At 76.2% G+C, this 17,490-nt stretch carries 24 protein-coding genes; 12 read left to right on the top strand and 12 right to left on the bottom strand.

Annotation, left to right across the window (positions count from 1 at the left end):
- Nucleotides 1–102 precede the first annotated feature (102 nt).
- Nucleotides 103–666, bottom strand: coding sequence for a hypothetical protein (locus PH190_RS12500; RefSeq protein WP_274231839.1), 564 nt, complete (start codon nucleotides 664–666; stop codon nucleotides 103–105).
- Nucleotides 667–764: 98 nt separating this feature from the next.
- On the opposite strand from PH190_RS12500, the gene PH190_RS12495 reads away from it, so the two are divergent.
- On the top strand, nucleotides 765–1,376 hold the full coding sequence (locus PH190_RS12495) for a dihydrofolate reductase family protein (protein ID WP_274231838.1): 612 nt from the start codon (nucleotides 765–767) through the stop codon (nucleotides 1,374–1,376).
- Here the strand turns inward: PH190_RS12495 and PH190_RS12490 are convergent.
- The 4 genes from PH190_RS12490 to PH190_RS12475 form a co-directional block, all read right to left on the bottom strand.
- Nucleotides 1,352–2,059, bottom strand: coding sequence for a hypothetical protein (locus tag PH190_RS12490; protein WP_274231837.1), 708 nt, complete (start codon nucleotides 2,057–2,059; stop codon nucleotides 1,352–1,354). The two genes, PH190_RS12495 and PH190_RS12490, sit on opposite strands and share 25 nt — an antisense overlap.
- Nucleotides 2,060–2,214: 155 nt before the next feature.
- Entirely contained in the window at nucleotides 2,215–2,805 is a 591-nt protein-coding gene (locus PH190_RS12485; protein ID WP_274231836.1) for a TetR family transcriptional regulator, read from the bottom strand.
- A gap of 32 nt (nucleotides 2,806–2,837) precedes the next feature.
- Nucleotides 2,838–3,473 carry a pyridoxamine 5'-phosphate oxidase family protein gene (locus PH190_RS12480; RefSeq protein WP_274231835.1) on the bottom strand — a complete coding sequence of 212 codons (636 nt, stop codon included), beginning with the start codon at nucleotides 3,471–3,473 and terminating at the stop codon, nucleotides 2,838–2,840.
- Entirely contained in the window at nucleotides 3,470–4,066 is a 597-nt protein-coding gene (locus tag PH190_RS12475; RefSeq protein WP_274231834.1) for a TetR/AcrR family transcriptional regulator, read from the bottom strand. Before PH190_RS12475 ends, PH190_RS12480 begins: the two co-directional genes overlap by 4 nt.
- 94 nt (nucleotides 4,067–4,160) lie before the next feature.
- Here PH190_RS12475 and PH190_RS12470 point away from each other — a divergent pair, with 94 nt between their 5' ends.
- Entirely contained in the window at nucleotides 4,161–4,910 is a 750-nt protein-coding gene (locus PH190_RS12470) for a molybdopterin-dependent oxidoreductase (protein ID WP_274231833.1), read from the top strand.
- Nucleotides 4,907–6,016: a winged helix DNA-binding domain-containing protein gene (locus PH190_RS12465; protein ID WP_274231832.1), complete on the top strand. Its 1,110-nt coding sequence runs from the start codon at nucleotides 4,907–4,909 to the stop codon at nucleotides 6,014–6,016. The genes PH190_RS12470 and PH190_RS12465 overlap by 4 nt, the downstream gene beginning before the upstream one ends.
- A 10-nt stretch (nucleotides 6,017–6,026) precedes the next feature.
- Here PH190_RS12465 and PH190_RS12460 read toward each other — a convergent pair whose 3' ends face one another.
- Together PH190_RS12460 and PH190_RS12455 are read right to left on the bottom strand one after the other, a co-directional pair.
- Entirely contained in the window at nucleotides 6,027–6,563 is a 537-nt protein-coding gene (locus tag PH190_RS12460; protein ID WP_274231831.1) for a 2'-5' RNA ligase family protein, read from the bottom strand.
- 144 nt (nucleotides 6,564–6,707) lie between these two features.
- Nucleotides 6,708–6,971, bottom strand: coding sequence for a hypothetical protein (locus PH190_RS12455; RefSeq protein WP_274231830.1), 264 nt, complete (start codon nucleotides 6,969–6,971; stop codon nucleotides 6,708–6,710).
- Nucleotides 6,972–7,106: 135 nt separating this feature from the next.
- On the opposite strand from PH190_RS12455, the gene PH190_RS12450 reads away from it, so the two are divergent.
- Complete coding sequence (locus tag PH190_RS12450) at nucleotides 7,107–7,571, top strand: protein-tyrosine phosphatase family protein (RefSeq protein WP_274231829.1); 465 nt, start codon at nucleotides 7,107–7,109, stop codon at nucleotides 7,569–7,571.
- A gap of 59 nt (nucleotides 7,572–7,630) precedes the next feature.
- Here PH190_RS12450 and PH190_RS12445 read toward each other — a convergent pair whose 3' ends face one another.
- Nucleotides 7,631–8,071 (bottom strand): MarR family winged helix-turn-helix transcriptional regulator, encoded by a 441-nt coding sequence (locus PH190_RS12445; protein ID WP_274231828.1) that lies wholly within the window; start codon nucleotides 8,069–8,071, stop codon nucleotides 7,631–7,633.
- 43 nt (nucleotides 8,072–8,114) lie between these two features.
- Between PH190_RS12445 and PH190_RS12440 the strand changes: the two genes are divergently transcribed.
- Both PH190_RS12440 and PH190_RS12435 read left to right on the top strand, forming a co-directional pair.
- Nucleotides 8,115–9,413 (top strand): FAD-dependent oxidoreductase, encoded by a 1,299-nt coding sequence (locus tag PH190_RS12440; RefSeq protein WP_274231827.1) that lies wholly within the window; start codon nucleotides 8,115–8,117, stop codon nucleotides 9,411–9,413.
- Nucleotides 9,410–10,069 carry an NAD(P)-dependent oxidoreductase gene (locus tag PH190_RS12435; RefSeq protein WP_274231826.1) on the top strand — a complete coding sequence of 220 codons (660 nt, stop codon included), beginning with the start codon at nucleotides 9,410–9,412 and terminating at the stop codon, nucleotides 10,067–10,069. Before PH190_RS12440 ends, PH190_RS12435 begins: the two co-directional genes overlap by 4 nt.
- Nucleotides 10,070–10,078: 9 nt before the next feature.
- On the opposite strand, the gene PH190_RS12430 is transcribed toward PH190_RS12435, so the two are convergent.
- The 3 genes from PH190_RS12430 to PH190_RS12420 all read right to left on the bottom strand — a co-directional run bounded on the left by PH190_RS12430 (nucleotide 10,079) and on the right by PH190_RS12420 (nucleotide 12,575).
- Nucleotides 10,079–11,500 (bottom strand): alkaline phosphatase PhoX, encoded by a 1,422-nt coding sequence (locus tag PH190_RS12430; protein WP_274231825.1) that lies wholly within the window; start codon nucleotides 11,498–11,500, stop codon nucleotides 10,079–10,081.
- A gap of 143 nt (nucleotides 11,501–11,643) precedes the next feature.
- Entirely contained in the window at nucleotides 11,644–12,084 is a 441-nt protein-coding gene (locus tag PH190_RS12425) for a hypothetical protein (RefSeq protein ID WP_274231824.1), read from the bottom strand.
- Between the two features lie 251 nt (nucleotides 12,085–12,335).
- Nucleotides 12,336–12,575: a hypothetical protein gene (locus PH190_RS12420; protein WP_274231823.1), complete on the bottom strand. Its 240-nt coding sequence runs from the start codon at nucleotides 12,573–12,575 to the stop codon at nucleotides 12,336–12,338.
- Between the two features lie 258 nt (nucleotides 12,576–12,833).
- Here PH190_RS12420 and PH190_RS12415 point away from each other — a divergent pair, with 258 nt between their 5' ends.
- Nucleotides 12,834–13,832: a CPBP family intramembrane glutamic endopeptidase gene (locus PH190_RS12415; protein ID WP_274231822.1), complete on the top strand. Its 999-nt coding sequence runs from the start codon at nucleotides 12,834–12,836 to the stop codon at nucleotides 13,830–13,832.
- Here PH190_RS12415 and PH190_RS12410 read toward each other — a convergent pair.
- A complete protein-coding gene (locus PH190_RS12410) occupies nucleotides 13,813–14,853 on the bottom strand; it encodes a class I SAM-dependent methyltransferase (RefSeq protein ID WP_274231821.1) in 1,041 nt (346 codons plus the stop codon). The genes PH190_RS12415 and PH190_RS12410 overlap by 20 nt on opposite strands.
- A gap of 136 nt (nucleotides 14,854–14,989) precedes the next feature.
- On the opposite strand from PH190_RS12410, the gene PH190_RS12405 reads away from it, so the two are divergent.
- The 5 genes from PH190_RS12405 (at nucleotide 14,990) to PH190_RS12385 (ending at nucleotide 17,452) form a co-directional block, all read left to right on the top strand.
- Nucleotides 14,990–15,763 (top strand): arsenate reductase/protein-tyrosine-phosphatase family protein, encoded by a 774-nt coding sequence (locus PH190_RS12405; protein ID WP_274231820.1) that lies wholly within the window; start codon nucleotides 14,990–14,992, stop codon nucleotides 15,761–15,763.
- Nucleotides 15,760–16,155: a VOC family protein gene (locus PH190_RS12400; protein ID WP_274231819.1), complete on the top strand. Its 396-nt coding sequence runs from the start codon at nucleotides 15,760–15,762 to the stop codon at nucleotides 16,153–16,155. The genes PH190_RS12405 and PH190_RS12400 overlap by 4 nt, the downstream gene beginning before the upstream one ends.
- A 192-nt stretch (nucleotides 16,156–16,347) precedes the next feature.
- Nucleotides 16,348–16,875 carry an Asp23/Gls24 family envelope stress response protein gene (locus tag PH190_RS12395; protein ID WP_274231818.1) on the top strand — a complete coding sequence of 176 codons (528 nt, stop codon included), beginning with the start codon at nucleotides 16,348–16,350 and terminating at the stop codon, nucleotides 16,873–16,875.
- Nucleotides 16,872–17,207 (top strand): hypothetical protein, encoded by a 336-nt coding sequence (locus PH190_RS12390; protein WP_274231817.1) that lies wholly within the window; start codon nucleotides 16,872–16,874, stop codon nucleotides 17,205–17,207. Before PH190_RS12395 ends, PH190_RS12390 begins: the two co-directional genes overlap by 4 nt.
- A 32-nt stretch (nucleotides 17,208–17,239) precedes the next feature.
- Nucleotides 17,240–17,452 carry a DUF2273 domain-containing protein gene (locus tag PH190_RS12385; protein WP_274231816.1) on the top strand — a complete coding sequence of 71 codons (213 nt, stop codon included), beginning with the start codon at nucleotides 17,240–17,242 and terminating at the stop codon, nucleotides 17,450–17,452.
- Nucleotides 17,453–17,490 lie beyond the last annotated feature (38 nt).

Genomic DNA, 17,490 nt, shown 5'->3' with positions numbered 1-17,490 from the left:
ACGCTAGGTCCCGTCGCGCCGCCCGGACTCCCCCGTGACGGGGAGATGCCGGGGGGAGCCAGGCGCCGGGTCGTCCCCACCCGCCGGCGACGGTCTGCCGCCTCAGCGCGCGCCGGGCTGCCGGGCGGCGTGCGCGATGCCGCCGTGTCCGGCGATCAGCTTCAGCAGGTACACCGGGCCGAACCAGCGCGGTCCCGGCCCGGCGGTCGCGCCGTCGACGACCGCGGCCGCCACGCCGAGCGCGGTGGCCACGGCCCTCCGCGAGCCGACCCGGGTGCCCAGGGCCTCCAGCGCGCCGGTCGCGGCCACGGCCGTCACGTACCGGGCGACCGCGCGGCGCCACGTGCCCTGCCGGGTCAGCGGGAGCACGACGGGCTGCAGGTGGGCGAGGACGAAGGACATGCGGGCGCCGGACGAGGAGCGGGCGTACTGCCCGCGGGTCGGCGGGAGCTGGAAGGTCACGAGCCCGCCCACGAGGTCGACGGCGACGAGGCCGTGGACGAGGCCGCGCCAGGCGCCGGCACGGCGTGTCGTGCTCACGGTGACGGCGGCGCCGCCGAGCAGGGCACTGCCGAGCACGACGGCGGAGGCACCCGGGCCCAGCGGGCCGACGAGCCGGGTCCACGCCTCCGCCCGTTCCTCGGAGGCGTGCTCGAGGGTGGTCACGGTGGCGACGGTAGTGCTCCCACGTCGGCCACTGGACGACGGCGCGGCGCGCGCTACCGTGTCCACTGCTTGCAACCCGCAACTCCTCGGGAGCACCGATGTCGGACACCACCTGCCACATGTCGATGTCGGTCGACGGCTTCGTCGCCGGGCCGTCCCAGAGCCGCGACGACCCGCTCGGCCGGCGCGGCATCGAGGTGCACGGGTGGCACATCGGCGACCCCCGGGCCACCGAGGCGGACGAGATCGCGACCGGGTGGCTGATGCGTCCCCGCGGGGCCTACGTCATGGGCCGGAACATGTTCGGGCCGGTGCGCGGCGAGTGGGACGAGGACTGGCGGGGCTGGTGGGGGCCCGAGCCGCCGTACCACGCGCCGGTGTTCGTGCTGACCCACCACGCGCACGACCCCATCGAGATGGAGGGCGGGACGACCTTCCACTTCGTCACCGAGGGCTTCGACGCGGCCTACGCCCAGGCGCTCGAGACCGCCGGCGACCGGGGCGTCGACATCGCCGGCGGCGCCTCCACCGTCCGCCAGGCGCTGATCGCCGGCGTGGTCGACGAGCTCACCCTCGACATCGCCCCCACCCTGCTCGGCGACGGCGAGCGCCTGTTCGACGGCGTCGGCTCCTTCGACTTCGAGCCCGTCGAGGTGCTCCACTCCCCGCTGGCCACGCACATCCGCTACCGGCGGGTCGCCGCCGGCTGACCCACCGGCTCGGGCCGCGACGGTACCGCCGGCTCCCGTAGCCACCACACGCTCACCGCGAGGATCCACGCCACGAACAGGCCGAGCGGCGCGGCGATCCCGGCGAGGACGCCGTTGCCCGCGTTCCAGGGGCCCACGAGCGTCGTGACACCGCCGACCGGTCCCGCGTTGGCGACCGCACCCGCCACCGCGAGCCACGCCGACCAGCGCGGCAGGACCGGCGAGCCGAACGCCACGACCGCGACGGCGAGGAAGAACGCGACGCCGGCGAAGGCGGCCGGGGCGGCGAGCACGAACCCGCCGACGTGCAGGGCGTAGGCGCCGGCCGGGTCGGTGCGCGCCACCAGGCCGGCGGACAGCACCAGCCCGATCGCGACGTTCAGCGCCGTGGTGAACACGACCGCCGACGCCACGGCGGTCCACGACCAGGGACGCAGGTGCTCGGCGGCGGACAGCCGGTCGGTGAGCGCGCCGAGGAACACGAGGAGGAACAGGTAGCCGACGCCGACCGAGAGCGCGACTGCCTGCATGACGCCCAGCTCGGCGGCCCAGTAGATGACGACGACGTGCGCCGACCCCAGGTCGGGGAACCGCGGCAGTACCAGTGCCATCGGCGCCCAGCTCAGGCACAGCAGCACGCCCGCCCACGGTCCCCAGCGCACCGCCCCGGTCCTGCCTGTCACGCTGTTTAGTAGACCAGATCGTCTAATATCGAGGAAGACTCGGCGGAGGGCGGACACCATGGCCGATCCCTACGCGTCGCTCGGCCGTGGCCACGGAGCCGGCCGCCGACCACGGCTACCGGCTGGTCCTCGCCGCCCGCGCTGACGCCCGGGACTCAGGGCGTGAGGGCCGCCCGCACCGCCCGGGCGAGGGGGTCGCGGAGCTCGAGCGGCGGCGGTCGCCGGGCCAGGAGGTGGCGCCGGACCGCCCCGAGCGGCAGGTCGACGACCGCGAGCACCGCCTGCTCGACCGCCGCGCTGCTCGCCCGGCCGTGGAGCCGGGCGGCCAGGTCCGTCACCGCGCGCTCGAGCGGGGCGTTCACCGTCGCCAGCTCCCGAGCGAGCGCCTCGTCGCGCCCGTGGCGACCCACGTCCTGGGCCCGGACGACGACAAGCAGGGCCGCGTCGTCGCGCTCCTCGCGGGCGAAGTCGTAGACGCTCATCGCCGCCGCGACCCCGTCGTCGACGGCGTCGCGGCCCTCCTCCAGCGCCGCGAGGAAGCGGGCCTGCGACGCGCGGACCGCGCGCAGCCACATCGTGGCCAGCAGGTCGTCGAGCGTCCCGAACCGGTGGTAGACCGAGCCCTTCGGCGCGCCGCTGGCCACGACGATCCGGTCGACGGTCGCCGCCCGGAGGCCCTCGCCGAGCACCAGCTCGCGCGCGGCGTCGAGGATCCCGCCCGCCGGATGACGTTCCGCTCGGCCCACGCGGCGCAGTGAACCAGCGGCGGGCGCGCCCGTCAGTACAGGAGCGTGCGGTAGTTCTCCGGCTCGTAGCGGTCCTCCAGCTCCTGCAGCGAGCAGGACGGACTGGTCCGGTGCGCGATCTCGGCGACGCTCGGGAGGTCCACCGGCGGCCACGCCTCGGGGTCCCACAGGTGGGACCGCATGAAGGCCTTGGGGCAGTGGAAGTAGACCTCGTCGACCGTCACCTCGACGACGATCCGGGGCCGGTGCCCGCGGACCTCGAGGTCGGCGGCGTCGTCGGGGTCGAGCAGGAGGCGCGCGCGCCCGTTGACCCGCAGGGTGTCGGTGCGGCGCGGGACGAGGAAGAGCAGACCGACGTGCGGGTTGCCCAGGATGTTGGTCATCGCGTCGACGCGGCGGTTCCCGGGACGGTCCGGCAGCAGCAGGGTCCGCTCGTCGACGACGCGGACGGCGCCCGCCGGGTCGCCGCGCGGGGAGACGTCGAGCGACCCGTCGGCGCCGGAGGTGGCGAGCAGGTGCAGCGGCGAGCAGTCGACGAAGGCGCGGTCGACGTCGTCCAACGTCGGGCGCACCTTCTCCACCGCGCGGGCGTTCGGCTCGCCGACGATCGCCCGCAGCTGCTCGAGCCCGGTGATCTCGGTGCCGCCGCGGGCGCCCGGGGTCGTCATCGTCCCGACCGTACGGACGCCGGGTCCGCCCCGGAAGCGTCGGCGGCCGGCGCGAACAGCCGGCGGCGGATCGCCGCGCGCACGTCGGCCCGCGCGAGGGTGCCGTGGTCGGCCGCGACGAGGTGGTCGGCCACCGCCACCGAGAACGCGACGAAGCAGCGGGCCTCGAGGTCCTCCTCGTCGGCGCTGACCGGCCCGAGCAGCGCGCGCAGGTAGGACATCCGGGCGTTGTCGACGCGCCGCAGGCGTCCGGCGACGTCGGCGTCGCGGCGGGCCCACTCGCGCACCGCGAGGTCGACCGGTCGCAGCTCGGCGCTGAAGGTGAGCTCGGCGGCCCGCAGAGCCCTCGTCGCCGCGTCGCCGCCCTCGTCCTCGACCTGCGCGACGACATCGGCGGTGCTGCGGGTCTCCCAGGTGTCGAGCACCTCGGTCAGCAGCGCCCGCCGGTCGGCGAAGTAGCCGTAGAAGCCGCCCTTCGTGACCCCCAGCGCCCGCGCGAGCGACTCGATCTGCACCGCGTCCGGCCCGCCGGCGGCCAGCGCCTCGAGACCCGCGCCGATCCAGTGGTGGCGCGGGGTCCGGGCGACCGCCATGCACGCTCTCCTTCGTCCGCCGGCTTCTGTACGGCACCGTATACACGCTGGTAGCGTCCGCGAATATACGACAGCGTATAGACGGGGGACGGACATGACCTCGACCGCCACGACCCGATCCGCCACCGACGAGGGCCGGCCGGGGCTGACGCTGCCGCCCGGGCAGCGCCCGGTCGTCGGCTTCCCGCGCTTCGGCACCCACCTCCACCACCCCGCCCCGGCGGTCCCCGCCGACCACGGGATCGACGTGCACGGGGCGGTGACCCGGCGGGTCAGGGTGCCGCTGGCCGAGCTCACGCGCCTCCCCCGCCGCGAGCAGCGCTCCGACCTCCACTGCGTCGCCGGCTGGTCGGCGGTGGGCCTGACCTGGGAGGGGGTGTCCTTCGCGACGTTCTGGCGCGAGGTCGTCGAGCCGGTGCTCGACCCGGCCGCCGTCGTCACCCACCTCGTCTTCGGCGGGCTCGACGGCCACCGGTCGGTCGCGACCATCGAGGACGCGCTGGGCGACGACGTCCTGCTCGCCGAGCACCTCGACGGGCGCCCCCTCGACGGCGACCACGGCGCGCCGGTCCGGCTCGTCAGCCCGAGCCAGTACGGCTACATCAGCACCAAGCACCTCAGCCACATCGAGGTCCGCACGTCCGCACCGACCGACATCAGCCGGTCACCGGCCCAGCGGCTGCTCGAGGAGCACCCCCGCGCGCGGGTCTGGGAGGAGGAGCGCCACGGCAGCCTGCCCGGCCGGCTGGTCCGGCCGATCTACCACCTGCTGATCCCGCCGATCCGCTACCTCTGCGCGCTGGGCGCCGCGCGACGCGAGGGGCCGGGGTCCGCGGGCCGGTGACCCCGGTCCTCGGCCCGCGCGCGCTGAACCGGGCCACGCTCGCCCGCCAGTTCCTGCTCGAGCGGACCACGCGGCCGGTCGTCGACGTGGTCGAGCACCTGGTCGGGCTGCAGGCGCAGACCCCGCACAGCTGGTACGTCGGGCTCTGGAGCCGCATCGCCGGGTTCCGGCCCGAGGACGCCGCCGACCGGCTCGCGGACCGGTCGCTGGTGCGGATCGCCCTGATGCGCTCGACGCTGCACCTCGTCACGGCGGCCGACGCGCACGGGCTGCGCCCGGCCGTCCAGCCCGTCCTCGACCGCGACCTGTTCGGCAACCAGCTCCACGGGCCCGCGGTGCGCGGTCTGGACGTCGACGCGGTCGTGGCCGCGGCGCGCCCGCTGCTCGCCGAGCGGCCGCGCACGTCGGCGGAGCTCGGGGCGCTCCTGGCGCAGCGGTGGCCGGATCGACCGCCCGCCGGCCTGGCCTACGCGGTGCGCAACCGGCTGCCGCTCGTGCAGGTGCCGCCGCGCGGACTGTGGGGACGCAGCGGACCGATCGCCCACACCACCGTCGAGGCCTGGCTCGGTGGCACCGGCGCGGGCACGTCGCTCGCGACGCTGGTCCGGCGCTACCTCGCCGCCTTCGGCCCCGCCACCGTGGCGGACGTCCAGACGTGGTCCGGGCTCACGCGCCTGCGGGAGGTGGTCGACCGCCTGCGCCCCGAGCTGCGGGTCTTCCGCGACGAGCAGGGCCGGGAGCTCGTCGACCTCCCCGACGCACCCCGTCCCGACCCCGACTCCCCCGCCCCGGCGCGCCTGCTCTACGACTTCGACGACGTGCTGCTGTCCCACGCCGACCGCGACCGGGTCAGCGACGAGACCCATCGCCGGGCGTTCGTGGCACGCCGGGGTCCGGTGCCGGCGGCGGTGCTCGTCGACGGCGTCACCGCGGGCCTCTGGACGGTCGAGCGCGGCGAGCACACCGCGACCCTGACCGTCCGCCCCCACCGCCCGTTCGCGGACGACGAGGCGGACGCGGTCACCGACGAGGCCGCCCGCCTGCTGGCCGTGCTCGCCGCGGACGTCGAGCACCGTGAGGTCGTGCTGGCCCCCGTCACGCCGTGACGGGCGACGCTCACGATCCGGCGAGCTCGAACCGCGCCCGGGGACGCCAGCGCGCCCTCGCGCCCTCGAGGACGAGCAGGTCGAGCCGGCCGACCCGCGCCCGGATGGGCAGGGTCCGACCGAGGCGGGCGGCGGCGATGCGCAGGTCGTCCACCGACGACGCGCGGGCGAAGCCCACGGTCAGGTGCGGCACGACCGGGCGCCGGCCGCCGTAGGGCTCGAGCTCGGGGAACTCCGCGCACACCCGCGCGGTCAGGGCCCGGAACGGCGCCTCGGACACCGGCGCGAGCCACAGGCAGTCGCGCTCGAACCAGCGCGTCTGGTCGAAGGCACAGTCGAACGGCGGCGCTCCGTCCAGGGCCGCGTCCAGCCGCTTGATCACCGTGTCGTCGATCATCGTGGGCGGGAGGAAGGGCGCGAGCACCGTGACGTGCGCGGTCAGCCCCGCCGCCGCGCGCGGGTCGAGCCGCCAGCGGTGCCCGGCGAGCGCGGTGTCGGCCTCGCCGATGAGGGCGACCAGCGCGCTGCGCGCCTCGTCGGCGCTCACGTCGGCACGACGCGCGCACGGACGTCGCTCGGGGGCACCGTACGAGTGTGCACGATCGAGTGGTGCACGACAGGATTCACCCGGCTGCGGGATCCACCGGCCGTCCCGGTGGCCACCGCTGAGGCGCCCGGAGCACGGCCCGCGCTAGACGTGATGGGGTCCGCTCCGGGGCCGGCCGGCGCGTCGGGCGATGTAGAAGGCCGGCGCCGTCGTCGTCGTCCCGCACTGCGGGCACCGTCGCTGCTCGTGGTGACCGTCGTCGACGAGCTCACCGGGCGGGAAGCTCCGCACCCGACCGCGGCACGGCTCCCCGGGGCAGATGAGGTCCTGGTGCCACACCAGGTGCTCGAGCGCCGAGGGGTCGGCCCCGCCGAACGAGGTGCGTGGCGCGACGACGTCGTCTCCCATCAGACCGACTGTCCCGTCCGTTTGGCCGGTCCACGGCGCCGCGATCGGCAACTATTTTCCGGCGGCCGGACCGGCCCCGCCCCGTCTCGCGCGCCACGTCCCCGTGGCGCCCGAACGGTAGGGCACAGTGGAGCGGTGGCGGCCCGGGACGTGATCCTCGACGACTGGCGAGCGGCCCTCGTCCTCCCCGGCGGCACCGTCGTCCGGGGGCGGGGCGTGGAGAACCCACTGCCCGGCGGGAGCACCCCGGACTACGGCCTCTACCTGGGCGTCGACTACACACCCACCTGGTCGCACGGGTGGCTCGACTGGCCCGACTTCGGCATCCCGAACGACCCCCTCGACGCGGCCCGGGCGATCGAGCGGCTCCACCGCTACGCCCGCGCCGGCCGGCGGGTCGAGGCGGCGTGCCGGGCGGGCAAGGGCCGGACCGGGACCGTCATCGCCTGCCTGGCGATCCTGGACGGGCTCCCGGCCGACCACGCCGTGAGCTGGACCCGGCAGCACTTCCACCACCGCGCCACCCAGACGCCCTGGCAGCGCCGGTGGGTCCGGCGGTTCCCCGCGCTGCGCGAGCAGGTCGCCCGACCCGCTCGGTGACCCCGGTCGGCGAGGCACGTCCCCGTCCTCGCCGGGTCGCGCACACGGGAGCTCGACCATCAGTCATCTGCTCGCAGTGCCCGGCGGACGTGCTCGAGGAGCTCGTCGAGCATCCCGGCCTGCGCCGGGGTGAGGCCCAGCGCGGCGGGTGTGTTGAAGGCCCGCACCGGCGGCCACGCGCGCTCGAGGGCCGCCCGTCCCGCCTCGGTGAGCGCGATGCCGACGCGCCGTCCGCGCCCACCGGGGCCGGTCCGGGTGACGAGTCCCTGCTCGACGAGCGAGGTCAGCAGCACGCCGACGCTCTGCGGGCGGACCAGGACGCGTCGGGCCAGCTCGGCCTGGGTCAGCCCTTCCTCCCCGTCGTCGAGACGCTCGAGCTCGATGAGGACGGCGAACTGGGTCGGCGTGAGGTCCATCCCGGCGAACAGCTCGCTGAACCGCAACCCGACGACGTGGGCGGTCTGCACCAGGTTCTGTGCGGTCAGCGCGTCCTTCGCCATGGGCGTACGTTATCAGTTGTCTGATTCAGAGGAGGAGGACGACATGCGAGTCAGCGTGATCGGGGCCGGCATCGGGGGCCTGGCCCTCGCCCAGGCCCTGCGCCGTGCGGACATCGAGGTGGCGGTGCACGACCGCGACGCCCACATCGGGGCGACGGGCGGCTACCGGCTGGCCCTCGACGCCCCGGCGTGCGAGACCCTGCGCCGGCACCTGACCCCCGGGCACTACCAGGCGCTGCTGGGCAGCTCGGCCCCGCCCGCGGCGTCGCGCCGGCTGACGTTCGCGGACCACCGGTTGCGGGCGCTGTCCGAGCAGACCTTCGACGCCACCGACGAGGCGCTGTTCATCGGCCGGGTGCCCCTGCGGACGCTGCTCGCCGACGGCCTCGGCGACCGGATCCGGTTCGGCGCCACCTACACCGGCCACGAGGTGCGTGACGACGGACGCGTCGTCGCCCGCTTCGCCGACGGCAGCACCGACGTCGCCGACGTCCTCGTCGGCGCCGACGGCGCGCGCTCCCGGGTCGCGGCGGCCCTGGCCGGTCGACCCACCTCGGTGCCGTGCGGCTACGGCTGCATCGCCGCCCGGATCCCGCTGGACGCCGACACCCGGGGCCGCCTGCCCGCGATCCTCGAGGGCGGCCCGGGCCTGGCGATCGGGCCACGGGGGCTCGGGATGTTCCTCACCGCGCACGACCCGGCGTCCGGGGCGGCGGTCGACCCCGCGACCTGTCGCGACGTCTCGCCGATCACCGAGGCGCCCGCGCTGATCTGGGGGCTCATCGGGCCGGACGCGGACCTGCGCCCCGACGGGACACGGCCCGAGGGCCCGGCGCTCGTCGACGTCGCCGTCGGCGCCCTGGGCGGGTGGGCCGAGGACCTGCGGACCCTCCTCGCCGGCACCGACCCGACCACCGCGGCCTTCTTCGGCTACCACACCTGCGACCCCGACGCCGACCTCACGCCGTGGCCCGCCGGACCGGTCACCGCGCTCGGCGACGCCGTCCACGCCATGCCCCCCACGGGCGGCGGGTCGGCCGCCACGGCCATCCGCGACGCCGGCCACCTCGCCACCGAGCTCGTCGCCGCGCGCGACGGCGGGTCGACGATCGCGCTGGCGACGCTGCGGTTCCAGAGCACCATGGCCGGCTACGCACCCGACCGCGTCCGCGACGCCCTCGGCGTCCTGCGATCGATGCAGCGGCTCGCCCACCCGCTCGCGAGCGCGGCCGCCCGGGCCGGCCTCCCCACCCTCGCGGCGTGGCACCGGGTACGCCGGGGCGCGACCGGACGCGGCCGGACGACGTCCGCCGTGTCGCGACGGGTGCGGGTCGTCGCGTGAGCGTCCCCCGCCACGTCCTCGTCCTCGGGGCCGGCGGGGGCAGCGGCCGCCAGGTCGTCTCCGCAGCGCTCCGCGCGGGGCACCGCGTCACCGCCGGCGTCCGCGACCCCGACCGGTTCCGCGCCCTCGGCCTCGGGGCCGACCTCGACGAGGATCGCCGCCCGGTCGTCGCGCGCGTCGACGTGCGGGACGGAGAGAGCCTCGCGCCCGCGGTCGAGGGCCAGGACGTCGTGGTCTTCGCGGCCGGCCCACCGGGTCGGCGCGCGGAGGCCCTCTACTCCGACGGGGCGCGGGCCACCGTCGCCGCGATGGAACGCTGCGGCGTCGAGCGCTTCATCGGCATCACCTCCGCCGGGGTGCGCGACGACGATCCCGAGCTCGCCCTCTGGTACCGCGTGCTCGTCCGGCCCCTCCTCCGCGAGCTGTACGCCGACATGCGCGCCATGGAGCGGACCGTGCGCGCCAGCAGCCTCGACTGGACCTTCGTGCGGCCCGTCCTGCTCCTCGACCGGGACCCCACCGGTACCTACCGCGTCCTCGACGGCACCACCCCGGCCCGGGGCCGGACCATCACCCGGGCCGACCTCGCGGCCTTCGTCGTCGGGGAGGTCGACCGACCACGGTGGTCGCGACGGTCCCCCACCCTCGCCCAGTGACGGGTGCGCTCAGCGCTGGCTGCGCCAGGGGCCGGTGATGGCGTAGCAGATCCCGGGCTCGTAGAGGTTGGCGAACAGCACGCGCTTGTCCCGCGAGTAGACCGGACCGGCCATCTCGTTGGTGTTGAGGTCGTTGCGCGCGATCGGGTAGGTCTGGCCGCCCGGGGTGGCGCCGACCAGGTGCTGCACGCCCTCGCCGTCCTCGGCCAGGATCACCCCGCCCCACGGCGAGACGGTGATGTTGTCCGGCCCGTCGTACGTGCTCCCGCCCTGGTCGGGGTCCGGGTCGACCCCGAAGCGCAGCCTGAGGGTCAGCGTCCCGCGCCGCGGGTCGTGGAACCAGACCTGTCCGTAGTGGGGCACGGGGCTCTCCGCGCGGGCGAAGCTGCTGACGACGTACGCACCGCCGTCGCCCCACCAGCAGCCCTCGAGCTTGCGGCCGCGGGTGACCTGCGGCGGGTTCAGCTGCCGCCGCGTGGGCAGGACGCGGGCGTCGCGGTCGGGCACCGGGGTCCAGCGCACCTGGTAGGTCGTGCCCACCGCGGTGGCCCGCGAGAGGTCGTCGACCGGCGCGCCGGCCTGGTCGAGGCAGAGCATCGCCTCGTACGCGCCGTCGGCGGGGCCGAGGCGGCGCAGGGCGCCCTTGCCGCCGCGGAACCCGCGCGGCGGTGTCCAGCGGTAGAGCAGGCCGTTGGGGGTGGCGGCGTCCTCGGTGAGGTACATCGTGCTGCTGCCCGGGTCGACGGCGACGGCCTCGTGGGCGAAGCGGCCGAGGGCCTTGATCGGCTGCGGGTCCCGGTTCGCGGCGCGGTCCTCGGGGTCGACCTCGAAGACGTAGCCGTGGTCCTTCGTGTAGCCGTTGACCCCGGCCAGGTCCTCGGTCTCCTCGCAGGACAGCCAGGTCTGCCAGGGCGTGACGCCGCCCGCGCAGTTGGTCGACGTGCCGGCCAGGGAGACGTACTCCCCCTGGCGCCGGCCGTCGCGGTCCACCGTGATCGTCGTGGTGCCGCCCGGGGCCTGCGGGTCGTAGGTGAACTCCGGCGGCGTCGGCACGACCAGCGGGCCCGCCGCCGCGCGCGCCCCCCGCAGCTCGTGGTTCTGCACGAGCACGGTGCCGTTCGCCCGCGTCGGGAAGGCGCCCATGCCGTCGCTGCTGGTCGGGCTGGGCTCCCCCGAGTCCAGCCGGGTCACGCCGGCCTCGGCGACCACCGTGTAGCGGAACCCCTGCGGCAGCGCGAGCCGGCCGGCCGGATCGGGCACGACGGGGCCGTAGCCCGGGCCGCCCGGACCCCCCGGACCGGGTGCGGCGCCCGCGTTGGGCGCCGAGAACAGGCCCTCGGCGCTGCCCAGCAGGGCGACACCGCCGACGGTGGCGGCGGAGCGGGTCAGGAAGCTGCGGCGGGACAGGCCCCCGGCGAGTCCGTCGGACACAGGTGGTGTTCCTCTCGGCGAGGCGGTGTCTCCGGCAGTGCGACGAGCGGGGACGTTGCCCCACCGGAGTGTCCGTCACCTGAACGGCGTGCGACGGGACGCCACGCGGATCTCGCGCGCCGGAGGCGGACCGGTCGACGGTGTCACCGCCGGGATGGGGCCCGCTCGCCGTCCCGGCCCCGGAGCACGGCGCGCAGCGAGGCGCGGGCCGCGGTCCTCTTGCTGTGCAGCAGCGCGGCCTCCACGGAGCGCTGGGTCCGCCGGCAGTCCCCGGTCTCGACGACCAGGCGGTGGAACGGGCGACCCGAGAGGTAGACGACCACGACGTCGGCGCCCCCGCGGACGGCCCAGAGCTGGCGGCGCTCGCCGATCCCCCAGCTCCCGGTGCGGATCCGCCCGGGACACCACAGGCCCGGACAGGGCAGGCGCGGGCTCGAGGCGACGGCGTCGGCGCGCGACATCGTCCGCGACCCGACGATGCGCTCGAAGGGCACGTGCAGACCCCGGCGGCCGGCGGCGGCGCGGTCGATCCCCGTGAGGCACAGCTCCAGTCCGGTCGGTGTCACCACGAGCTCGATCGCCATCGGCACCTCACGTCCGTCCGGGGCGGGCTGACCACCCGGCCCTCCGGCGCCGCCCCCGTGGCTGGAGGCGAGCCGATCGACACCCTGTCGGAGCAGAGCACGTCACCCTGTCGCCACGGGGCGGGCCGGAGTTACCGGGACGGGGCCACACCGGCCCGAGTTCGTCCCGTCGACGGCGCCCGGTGGCGACGACGGGAGGCAGCGCTACCCCCGAGTGGTCGTCGACCCTGCCGCGCCGGGGTGGCGCCGCGCTACGCGGCCGCGAGGACGGCGCGGCCGCCGTCGGTGATCGTCGGGACACCGGCACCGGGTCCGTCGGTGATGAGCCCGGCGACGGCGAGCCGGTGTCCGACCAGCTGGTCGGCGCAGTACACCCCGTCGACGAGCAGCGGGGTGCCGATCTCGCCGGAGCGTCGGCAGCGACCGCCCGCGACCGCGCGCAGGACCGCGCGGTCCCGGTGACTGATCGGCTCGTGGGTCGTCGTGGTCATGGTCGGCTCCCTCCGCGGGTCGGTGTGCTCTCACCTCCACGACGAACGGGCCGGCTCGACTTCGACACCGATCCGCGGCGGATTCCGACGCGTCCCGGTCGTCCGCGGACCCTGTCCTCCCGGTGACAGAAGACTTCTCCGACGGCCACGGGATCCGCGCGGCGACGCCACAGACCCCGCCCGACGCGTCGTCGACCCTGCTGGCAGGGGCCGTCGGCCCCTCCTGCCGCGCCGTACCCCCCTCGTCGGAGGAACACCATGACTGCTCTGCACCCGCCCGGGACACCGACGCCGGAGGCCCTCGCTCCCGGCGACGCCGTCGTGCCGGCCCCGCTGACCTACGACCACCTCGCCCGCACGCCCGGCCGCCGGTGGTACCACGGTCCCGCCGCGCTGCTGTCGATCGTCGTCACGGGCCTGCTGTTCGTGATCGTGGCCGCGGTCGCCGCCGGCCTGGTCGCGCTCGTCGCGGGCATCCCCCTCGCCGCCGACGGGTTCCCGGCCGATCCCGCCTGGTCGGCGGGCACCGGCCTCGCGATCATCGCCGCCACCCTGCCCGCGCTGCTCCTGGTCGTGCGGGTCGTGGAGCGGCGCCGACCCGGGACGTTGTCGTCGGTCACCGGGCGGCTGCGCGGTCGCTGGCTCGCCGTCTGCCTGGTCCCCGCGCTCGGGGTGTCCGCCCTGACCGGCGCGGTGGGCGAGCTCGTCGCGCCGACCGAGCGCGCCTTCCCGGGGTGGTCGTCGTTCCTCGCGGTCGCCGTCGTGGCGCTGGCGCTCACGCCGTTCCAGGTCGCGGCCGAGGAGTACCTGTTCCGGGGCTGGATCGTGCAGACCTTCGGTGCCGTCGTCCGCAGCCCGTGGCCCGGTGTCGCGGTGAGCGCCGTCCTGTTCGCGCTGGTCCACGAGGGCGCGACGGCCAGCGTGTGGGGCTTCGCCGACCTCGTGGTGTTCGCGGTCGTGCTCTCGGTCGTGACCCTGCGGACCGGTGGCCTCGAGGCCGCCCTGGCCCTGCACCTGGTCCACAACACCGCCGCCTGGACCGCCTCGGCCGCCTACGGCGCGACCGACGCCATCGCCGACTACACCGAGGTCGGGGCCGGGGTGTTCGTCCTCTCGACGGCCGGCTTGGTGCTCTACGCCGCGGCCGTGCTGACCCTGGCCCGGCGCCGGGGCGTCGAGACCACGCGTCCCGGGGTGCTCCCGGCGGGCGGCCACGGAGCGGGCGAGCCCGGCCGGGTCACCCCCGTCTCGCGATGACCATGACGGCGAGACGCCAGTCGAACCACGGCTCGGCCGGCTGGGCGGCGATGGCGTCGGCCAGGTGACGGTCGAAGAGCTCGGCGGCGACGGCTGCCCGCCGGTCCGGGTCGAGGTCCTGGAGCAGCGAGGGGCCGAAGGACACCCGCAGGGCCGTCGCGACCCGGGCGGGGTAGGCCGCGGGGTCCCCGGACTCCGCGGTCTGACGCCACAGGGGGTCCCCGATGTCGACGAACTCCAGCTGCTCGAGCTCGAGGTCGCCGTCGTCGCCGAACGGGGCCCGCCACTCGGCGGCGGTGCGGTACCAGGCCGGGATCACCATCGCGTCCCGTTCGGCCTCGCGCAGGACGCCACGGTCGACGAGCACCTGCAGGCCGCGGGCGACCTCGTCCATGGCGCGCTCCGCCCCGGACCGGCGCGTGGGCCCCTCGCCGTGGGCGGCGCCGACGACGTTCACGAGGCGGGCCCCCGGCAGCATCTCCGCGGCCCTCGCCCCGAGGAACGCCGACCAGTCGGCGGCGCCGGCCCGCGCCCAGGCCGCGTCCTGCTCCGGGCTCGCGCTGCTGAACCAGAAGCCGTCCAGCGGCCCCGGGACCTCGCCGAGCCAGTGCACGGCGATGGAGCTCCACCCGACGCTCACCCAGCCCGCGGGCAGCAGCTGCTCGTAGAAGGACCGGCCGACGGCCGCGGTGTGCACGCCCGGTCGCCGGTAGGTGTCCGGGCTGTCCGCGACGGTGCGGAAGAGCGACCCGAAGTCGTTGCCCGGCAGGTCGGTGTGGCACACCCACACCGGCTGGTCCTCACCCCGGACCTGCCGGACCGCGTCGACGGCGGCCGCCATCGGCGCCAGGGAGTTCTGCCCCTCGGACGACCCGTAGTCGACGACGGTGACGATCCCGGCCGGGCCGAGCGGCGCGCGGGCGGCGGCATCCCGGAGGAGGTCGAGACCGAACGCGGACGAGGCGGCCTGGGCCGAGGCGTTGGCGTTGTAGCGCCCGCCGCCCTCCATCGCGGTGGACATGGCGCCGGACGCTAGCGCGGACGGCCCACCGGCCGCGTCCCCACGACGGGGCCGGTCGCGCGCCCGTGTCCCGGCTCGGACACGATCCATCAAATACGCTTGATGGATCGGAGGCGGACGCGCGACACTGCCGGGCATGCCCTCAGCAGGTCGCGCCGCGCCCCCGGCCTTCGTGCGGCTGGCCGCCCATCCCCTGCGGTGGCGGCTGATGACCGAGCTGTCCGCCGGTGACCACCGCGTGCGCGAGCTGGCGGCCCGTGTCGGGGAACCCCAGAACCTGGTCTCGTACCACCTGCGGCTGCTGCGCGACGGCGGACTGGTGACGAGCTCCCGCAGCAGCCTCGACGGGCGCGACACCTACTACCACCTCGACCTCGACCGCTGCGGGCACGGCCTGCACGACACCGGCGTCGCCCTCCACCCGGCGCTGGCGCGGCCCCACGACGACCGGCCGTTCGCGCCCGACCGGCGCATCGAGGTCCTGTTCGTGTGCACGGGCAACAGCGCGCGCTCCCCGATCGCCGCGGCGCTGCTCGACCGGCACGCCCTCGCCGGGGTGTCGGCCACCAGCGCCGGCACCCGACCCAAGGACGAGCTGCACCCCGGCGCGGTCCGCGCCCTGCGGCGGGGCTTCGGGATCGACGTGTCCGGCCAGCGGCCACGCGGCGTGGACACGCTCGCCGACCGGCACTTCGACGTCGTCGTCACCCTGTGCGACAGGGCGCGCGAGGTGTGCCCGCCGTTCCCGGGCCAGCAGCGGACGATCCACTGGAGCGTCCGCGACCCCGCGGCCGGCCCCACCGGGACCGGCGACGACCCCTTCGACGGCGCCGCCGCGGAGATCGACACCCGCGTCCGGCACCTGCTCCCCGTCCTCACCACGACCGGAAGAACGGAGGGTCCGCCGTGACCGAGCATCCCGAGCACGCCAGCGTCCGCTACCTCGTCGAGGACGTCGACGCCGCCATCGCCTTCTACACGACCCACCTCGGGTTCACCGTGAACACGACGTTCGCGCCGGCGTTCGCCGACGTCGTCCGCGGGCCGCTCCGGCTCCTGCTGTCCGGCCCGGCCAGCTCCGGCGCGCGGGCGACGCCGGAGGACGCCGCGACGCCGGGTCGCAACCGCATCCACCTGGTCGTCGAGGACCTCGACGCCGAGATCGCCCGACTGCACGGCGCGGGACTGTCCTTCCGCAGCGACCTCGTCGCCGGACCCGGCGGGCGCCAGGTCCTCGTGGCCGACCCGGACGGCAACCTGGTCGAGCTGTTCCAGCCCGCCGCGCGCGCCGGCTCCGTGTAGCTCCTCGGGGCCGGGCGGGAGCGCGCGGGGTCCCGCACCGGGACCTGCTCCGGGGCCACCCACCTGTATCCGCCGTCACGTCGGTGGTCGCGTGAGGATCCGCGTTCGCTCGTGTCCAACCGAATGAGTTCGACGGACAGCGCCGTCCAGCCCCGGGCGGCGCCGTGATCCCCGTCGAGCAGGAGGACAACCATGACCGCCCCGAGCCCCGCCCCCCGCCCGTCCACCGCCTCGCCGGCCCCCACGGCCGCCACGGCCCCCACGGCCCCCACGGCCCCCACGGCCCCGGCCCGCGCCGCCGGCACCTCGCCGTTGGAGAGCACCGCGGGCCGCACGACGATCGCCGACGGCGTCGTCGCGAAGATCGCCGGGCTGGCCGCGCGGCAGGTCGACGGCGTGCACGGCTTCGGCACCAGCGCCGCCCGCGCCTTCGGCGCCATCACCGAGCGCATCCCCGGCGGGCGCTCCTCCACGACCCAGGGCGTGTCGGTCGAGGTCGGCGAGCGCCAGGCCGCGGTGGACCTGACCGTCGTCGTCGACCACGGCGTCGCCATCGCCGAGCTCGCGCGCGCCATCCGCCGCAACGTCATCACCTCGGTCTCGCAGATGACGGGCCTCGAGGTCGTCGAGGTCAACGTCGACGTCGTCGACCTGCACCTGCCCGGCGACGACCACGAGGGCGGCGACGAGGCGGCCTCCGCCCCGGCCCGGGTCCGGTGACCCGCCCCGGCGGGCCCGGTCGGCGCACCGACGCCGACCAGGCCGTCGTGGCCGGGATCGACGTCGACCGGGTCGCCGCGGCGGTGGTCGCGTGCCCGCTGGTCGCCGGCCTCGTCGCCGGCGACCACGGCACGGCGGCCACCCTGCTCCCCGGCCGCCGGGTGGTCGGGGTCCGCGTCGACGACCGCGACGGCGGGCCCGCCCGCATCGCGGTCACCGTCGCCGCCCGCTACGGCGCCCCGCTGACACGCCTCGTCGAGCAGGTCCGCGAGGCGGTCGCGGTCCGCGCGCCCGGCCACCCCGTCGACGTCGCCGTCACCGACGTCACTTGACCCTTCCCCGCACCCTCTCCCGGAGGTCATCCATGGTCACCACCAACACCATCCTCGGCCTCGCCGCCGGCGTGGCCCTCGGGTTCGCCGGCGCCTTCGGCGGCCTCGGCGCCTTCCTGGTCGTGCTCGTCCTCGGCGGTGTCGGCCTGCTCGCCGGCCGCTGGGCCGACGGCCGGCTGGACCTGACGGAGCTGGCCGAGCAGCTGCGCGGCGCCGGCTCCGACCGAGATCGGGTGCGCCGATGACCCCGCCCGTGCCGCCCGACGAGCGCGGCGCCCTGACC

It is taken from the genome of Actinomycetospora straminea (assembly GCF_028737255.1).
GTDB classification, from domain to species: domain Bacteria; phylum Actinomycetota; class Actinomycetes; order Mycobacteriales; family Pseudonocardiaceae; genus Actinomycetospora; species Actinomycetospora straminea.
This window is presented reverse-complemented; position numbering and strand designations above follow the sequence as displayed.

Bases quoted from the DNA above. Each gene is read 5' to 3' on its own strand.
- PH190_RS12395 (WP_274231818.1), top strand. From the start codon at position 16,348: ATGACCGCCCCGAGCCCCGCCCCCCGCCCGTCCACCGCCTCGCCGGCC.
- PH190_RS12495 (WP_274231838.1), top strand. From the start codon at position 765: ATGTCGGACACCACCTGCCACATGTCGATGTCGGTCGACGGCTTCGTC.
- PH190_RS12480 (WP_274231835.1), bottom strand. From the start codon at position 3,473: ATGACGACCCCGGGCGCCCGCGGCGGCACCGAGATCACCGGGCTCGAG.
- PH190_RS12415 (WP_274231822.1), top strand. From the start codon at position 12,834: ATGACTGCTCTGCACCCGCCCGGGACACCGACGCCGGAGGCCCTCGCT.
- PH190_RS12440 (WP_274231827.1), top strand. From the start codon at position 8,115: ATGCGAGTCAGCGTGATCGGGGCCGGCATCGGGGGCCTGGCCCTCGCC.
- PH190_RS12420 (WP_274231823.1), bottom strand. From the start codon at position 12,575: ATGACCACGACGACCCACGAGCCGATCAGTCACCGGGACCGCGCGGTC.
- PH190_RS12475 (WP_274231834.1), bottom strand. From the start codon at position 4,066: ATGGCGGTCGCCCGGACCCCGCGCCACCACTGGATCGGCGCGGGTCTC.
- PH190_RS12470 (WP_274231833.1), top strand. From the start codon at position 4,161: ATGACCTCGACCGCCACGACCCGATCCGCCACCGACGAGGGCCGGCCG.
- PH190_RS12455 (WP_274231830.1), bottom strand. From the start codon at position 6,971: ATGGGAGACGACGTCGTCGCGCCACGCACCTCGTTCGGCGGGGCCGAC.
- PH190_RS12410 (WP_274231821.1), bottom strand. From the start codon at position 14,853: ATGTCCACCGCGATGGAGGGCGGCGGGCGCTACAACGCCAACGCCTCG.
- PH190_RS12425 (WP_274231824.1), bottom strand. From the start codon at position 12,084: ATGGCGATCGAGCTCGTGGTGACACCGACCGGACTGGAGCTGTGCCTC.
- PH190_RS12445 (WP_274231828.1), bottom strand. From the start codon at position 8,071: ATGGCGAAGGACGCGCTGACCGCACAGAACCTGGTGCAGACCGCCCAC.
- PH190_RS12385 (WP_274231816.1), top strand. From the start codon at position 17,240: ATGGTCACCACCAACACCATCCTCGGCCTCGCCGCCGGCGTGGCCCTC.
- PH190_RS12405 (WP_274231820.1), top strand. From the start codon at position 14,990: ATGCCCTCAGCAGGTCGCGCCGCGCCCCCGGCCTTCGTGCGGCTGGCC.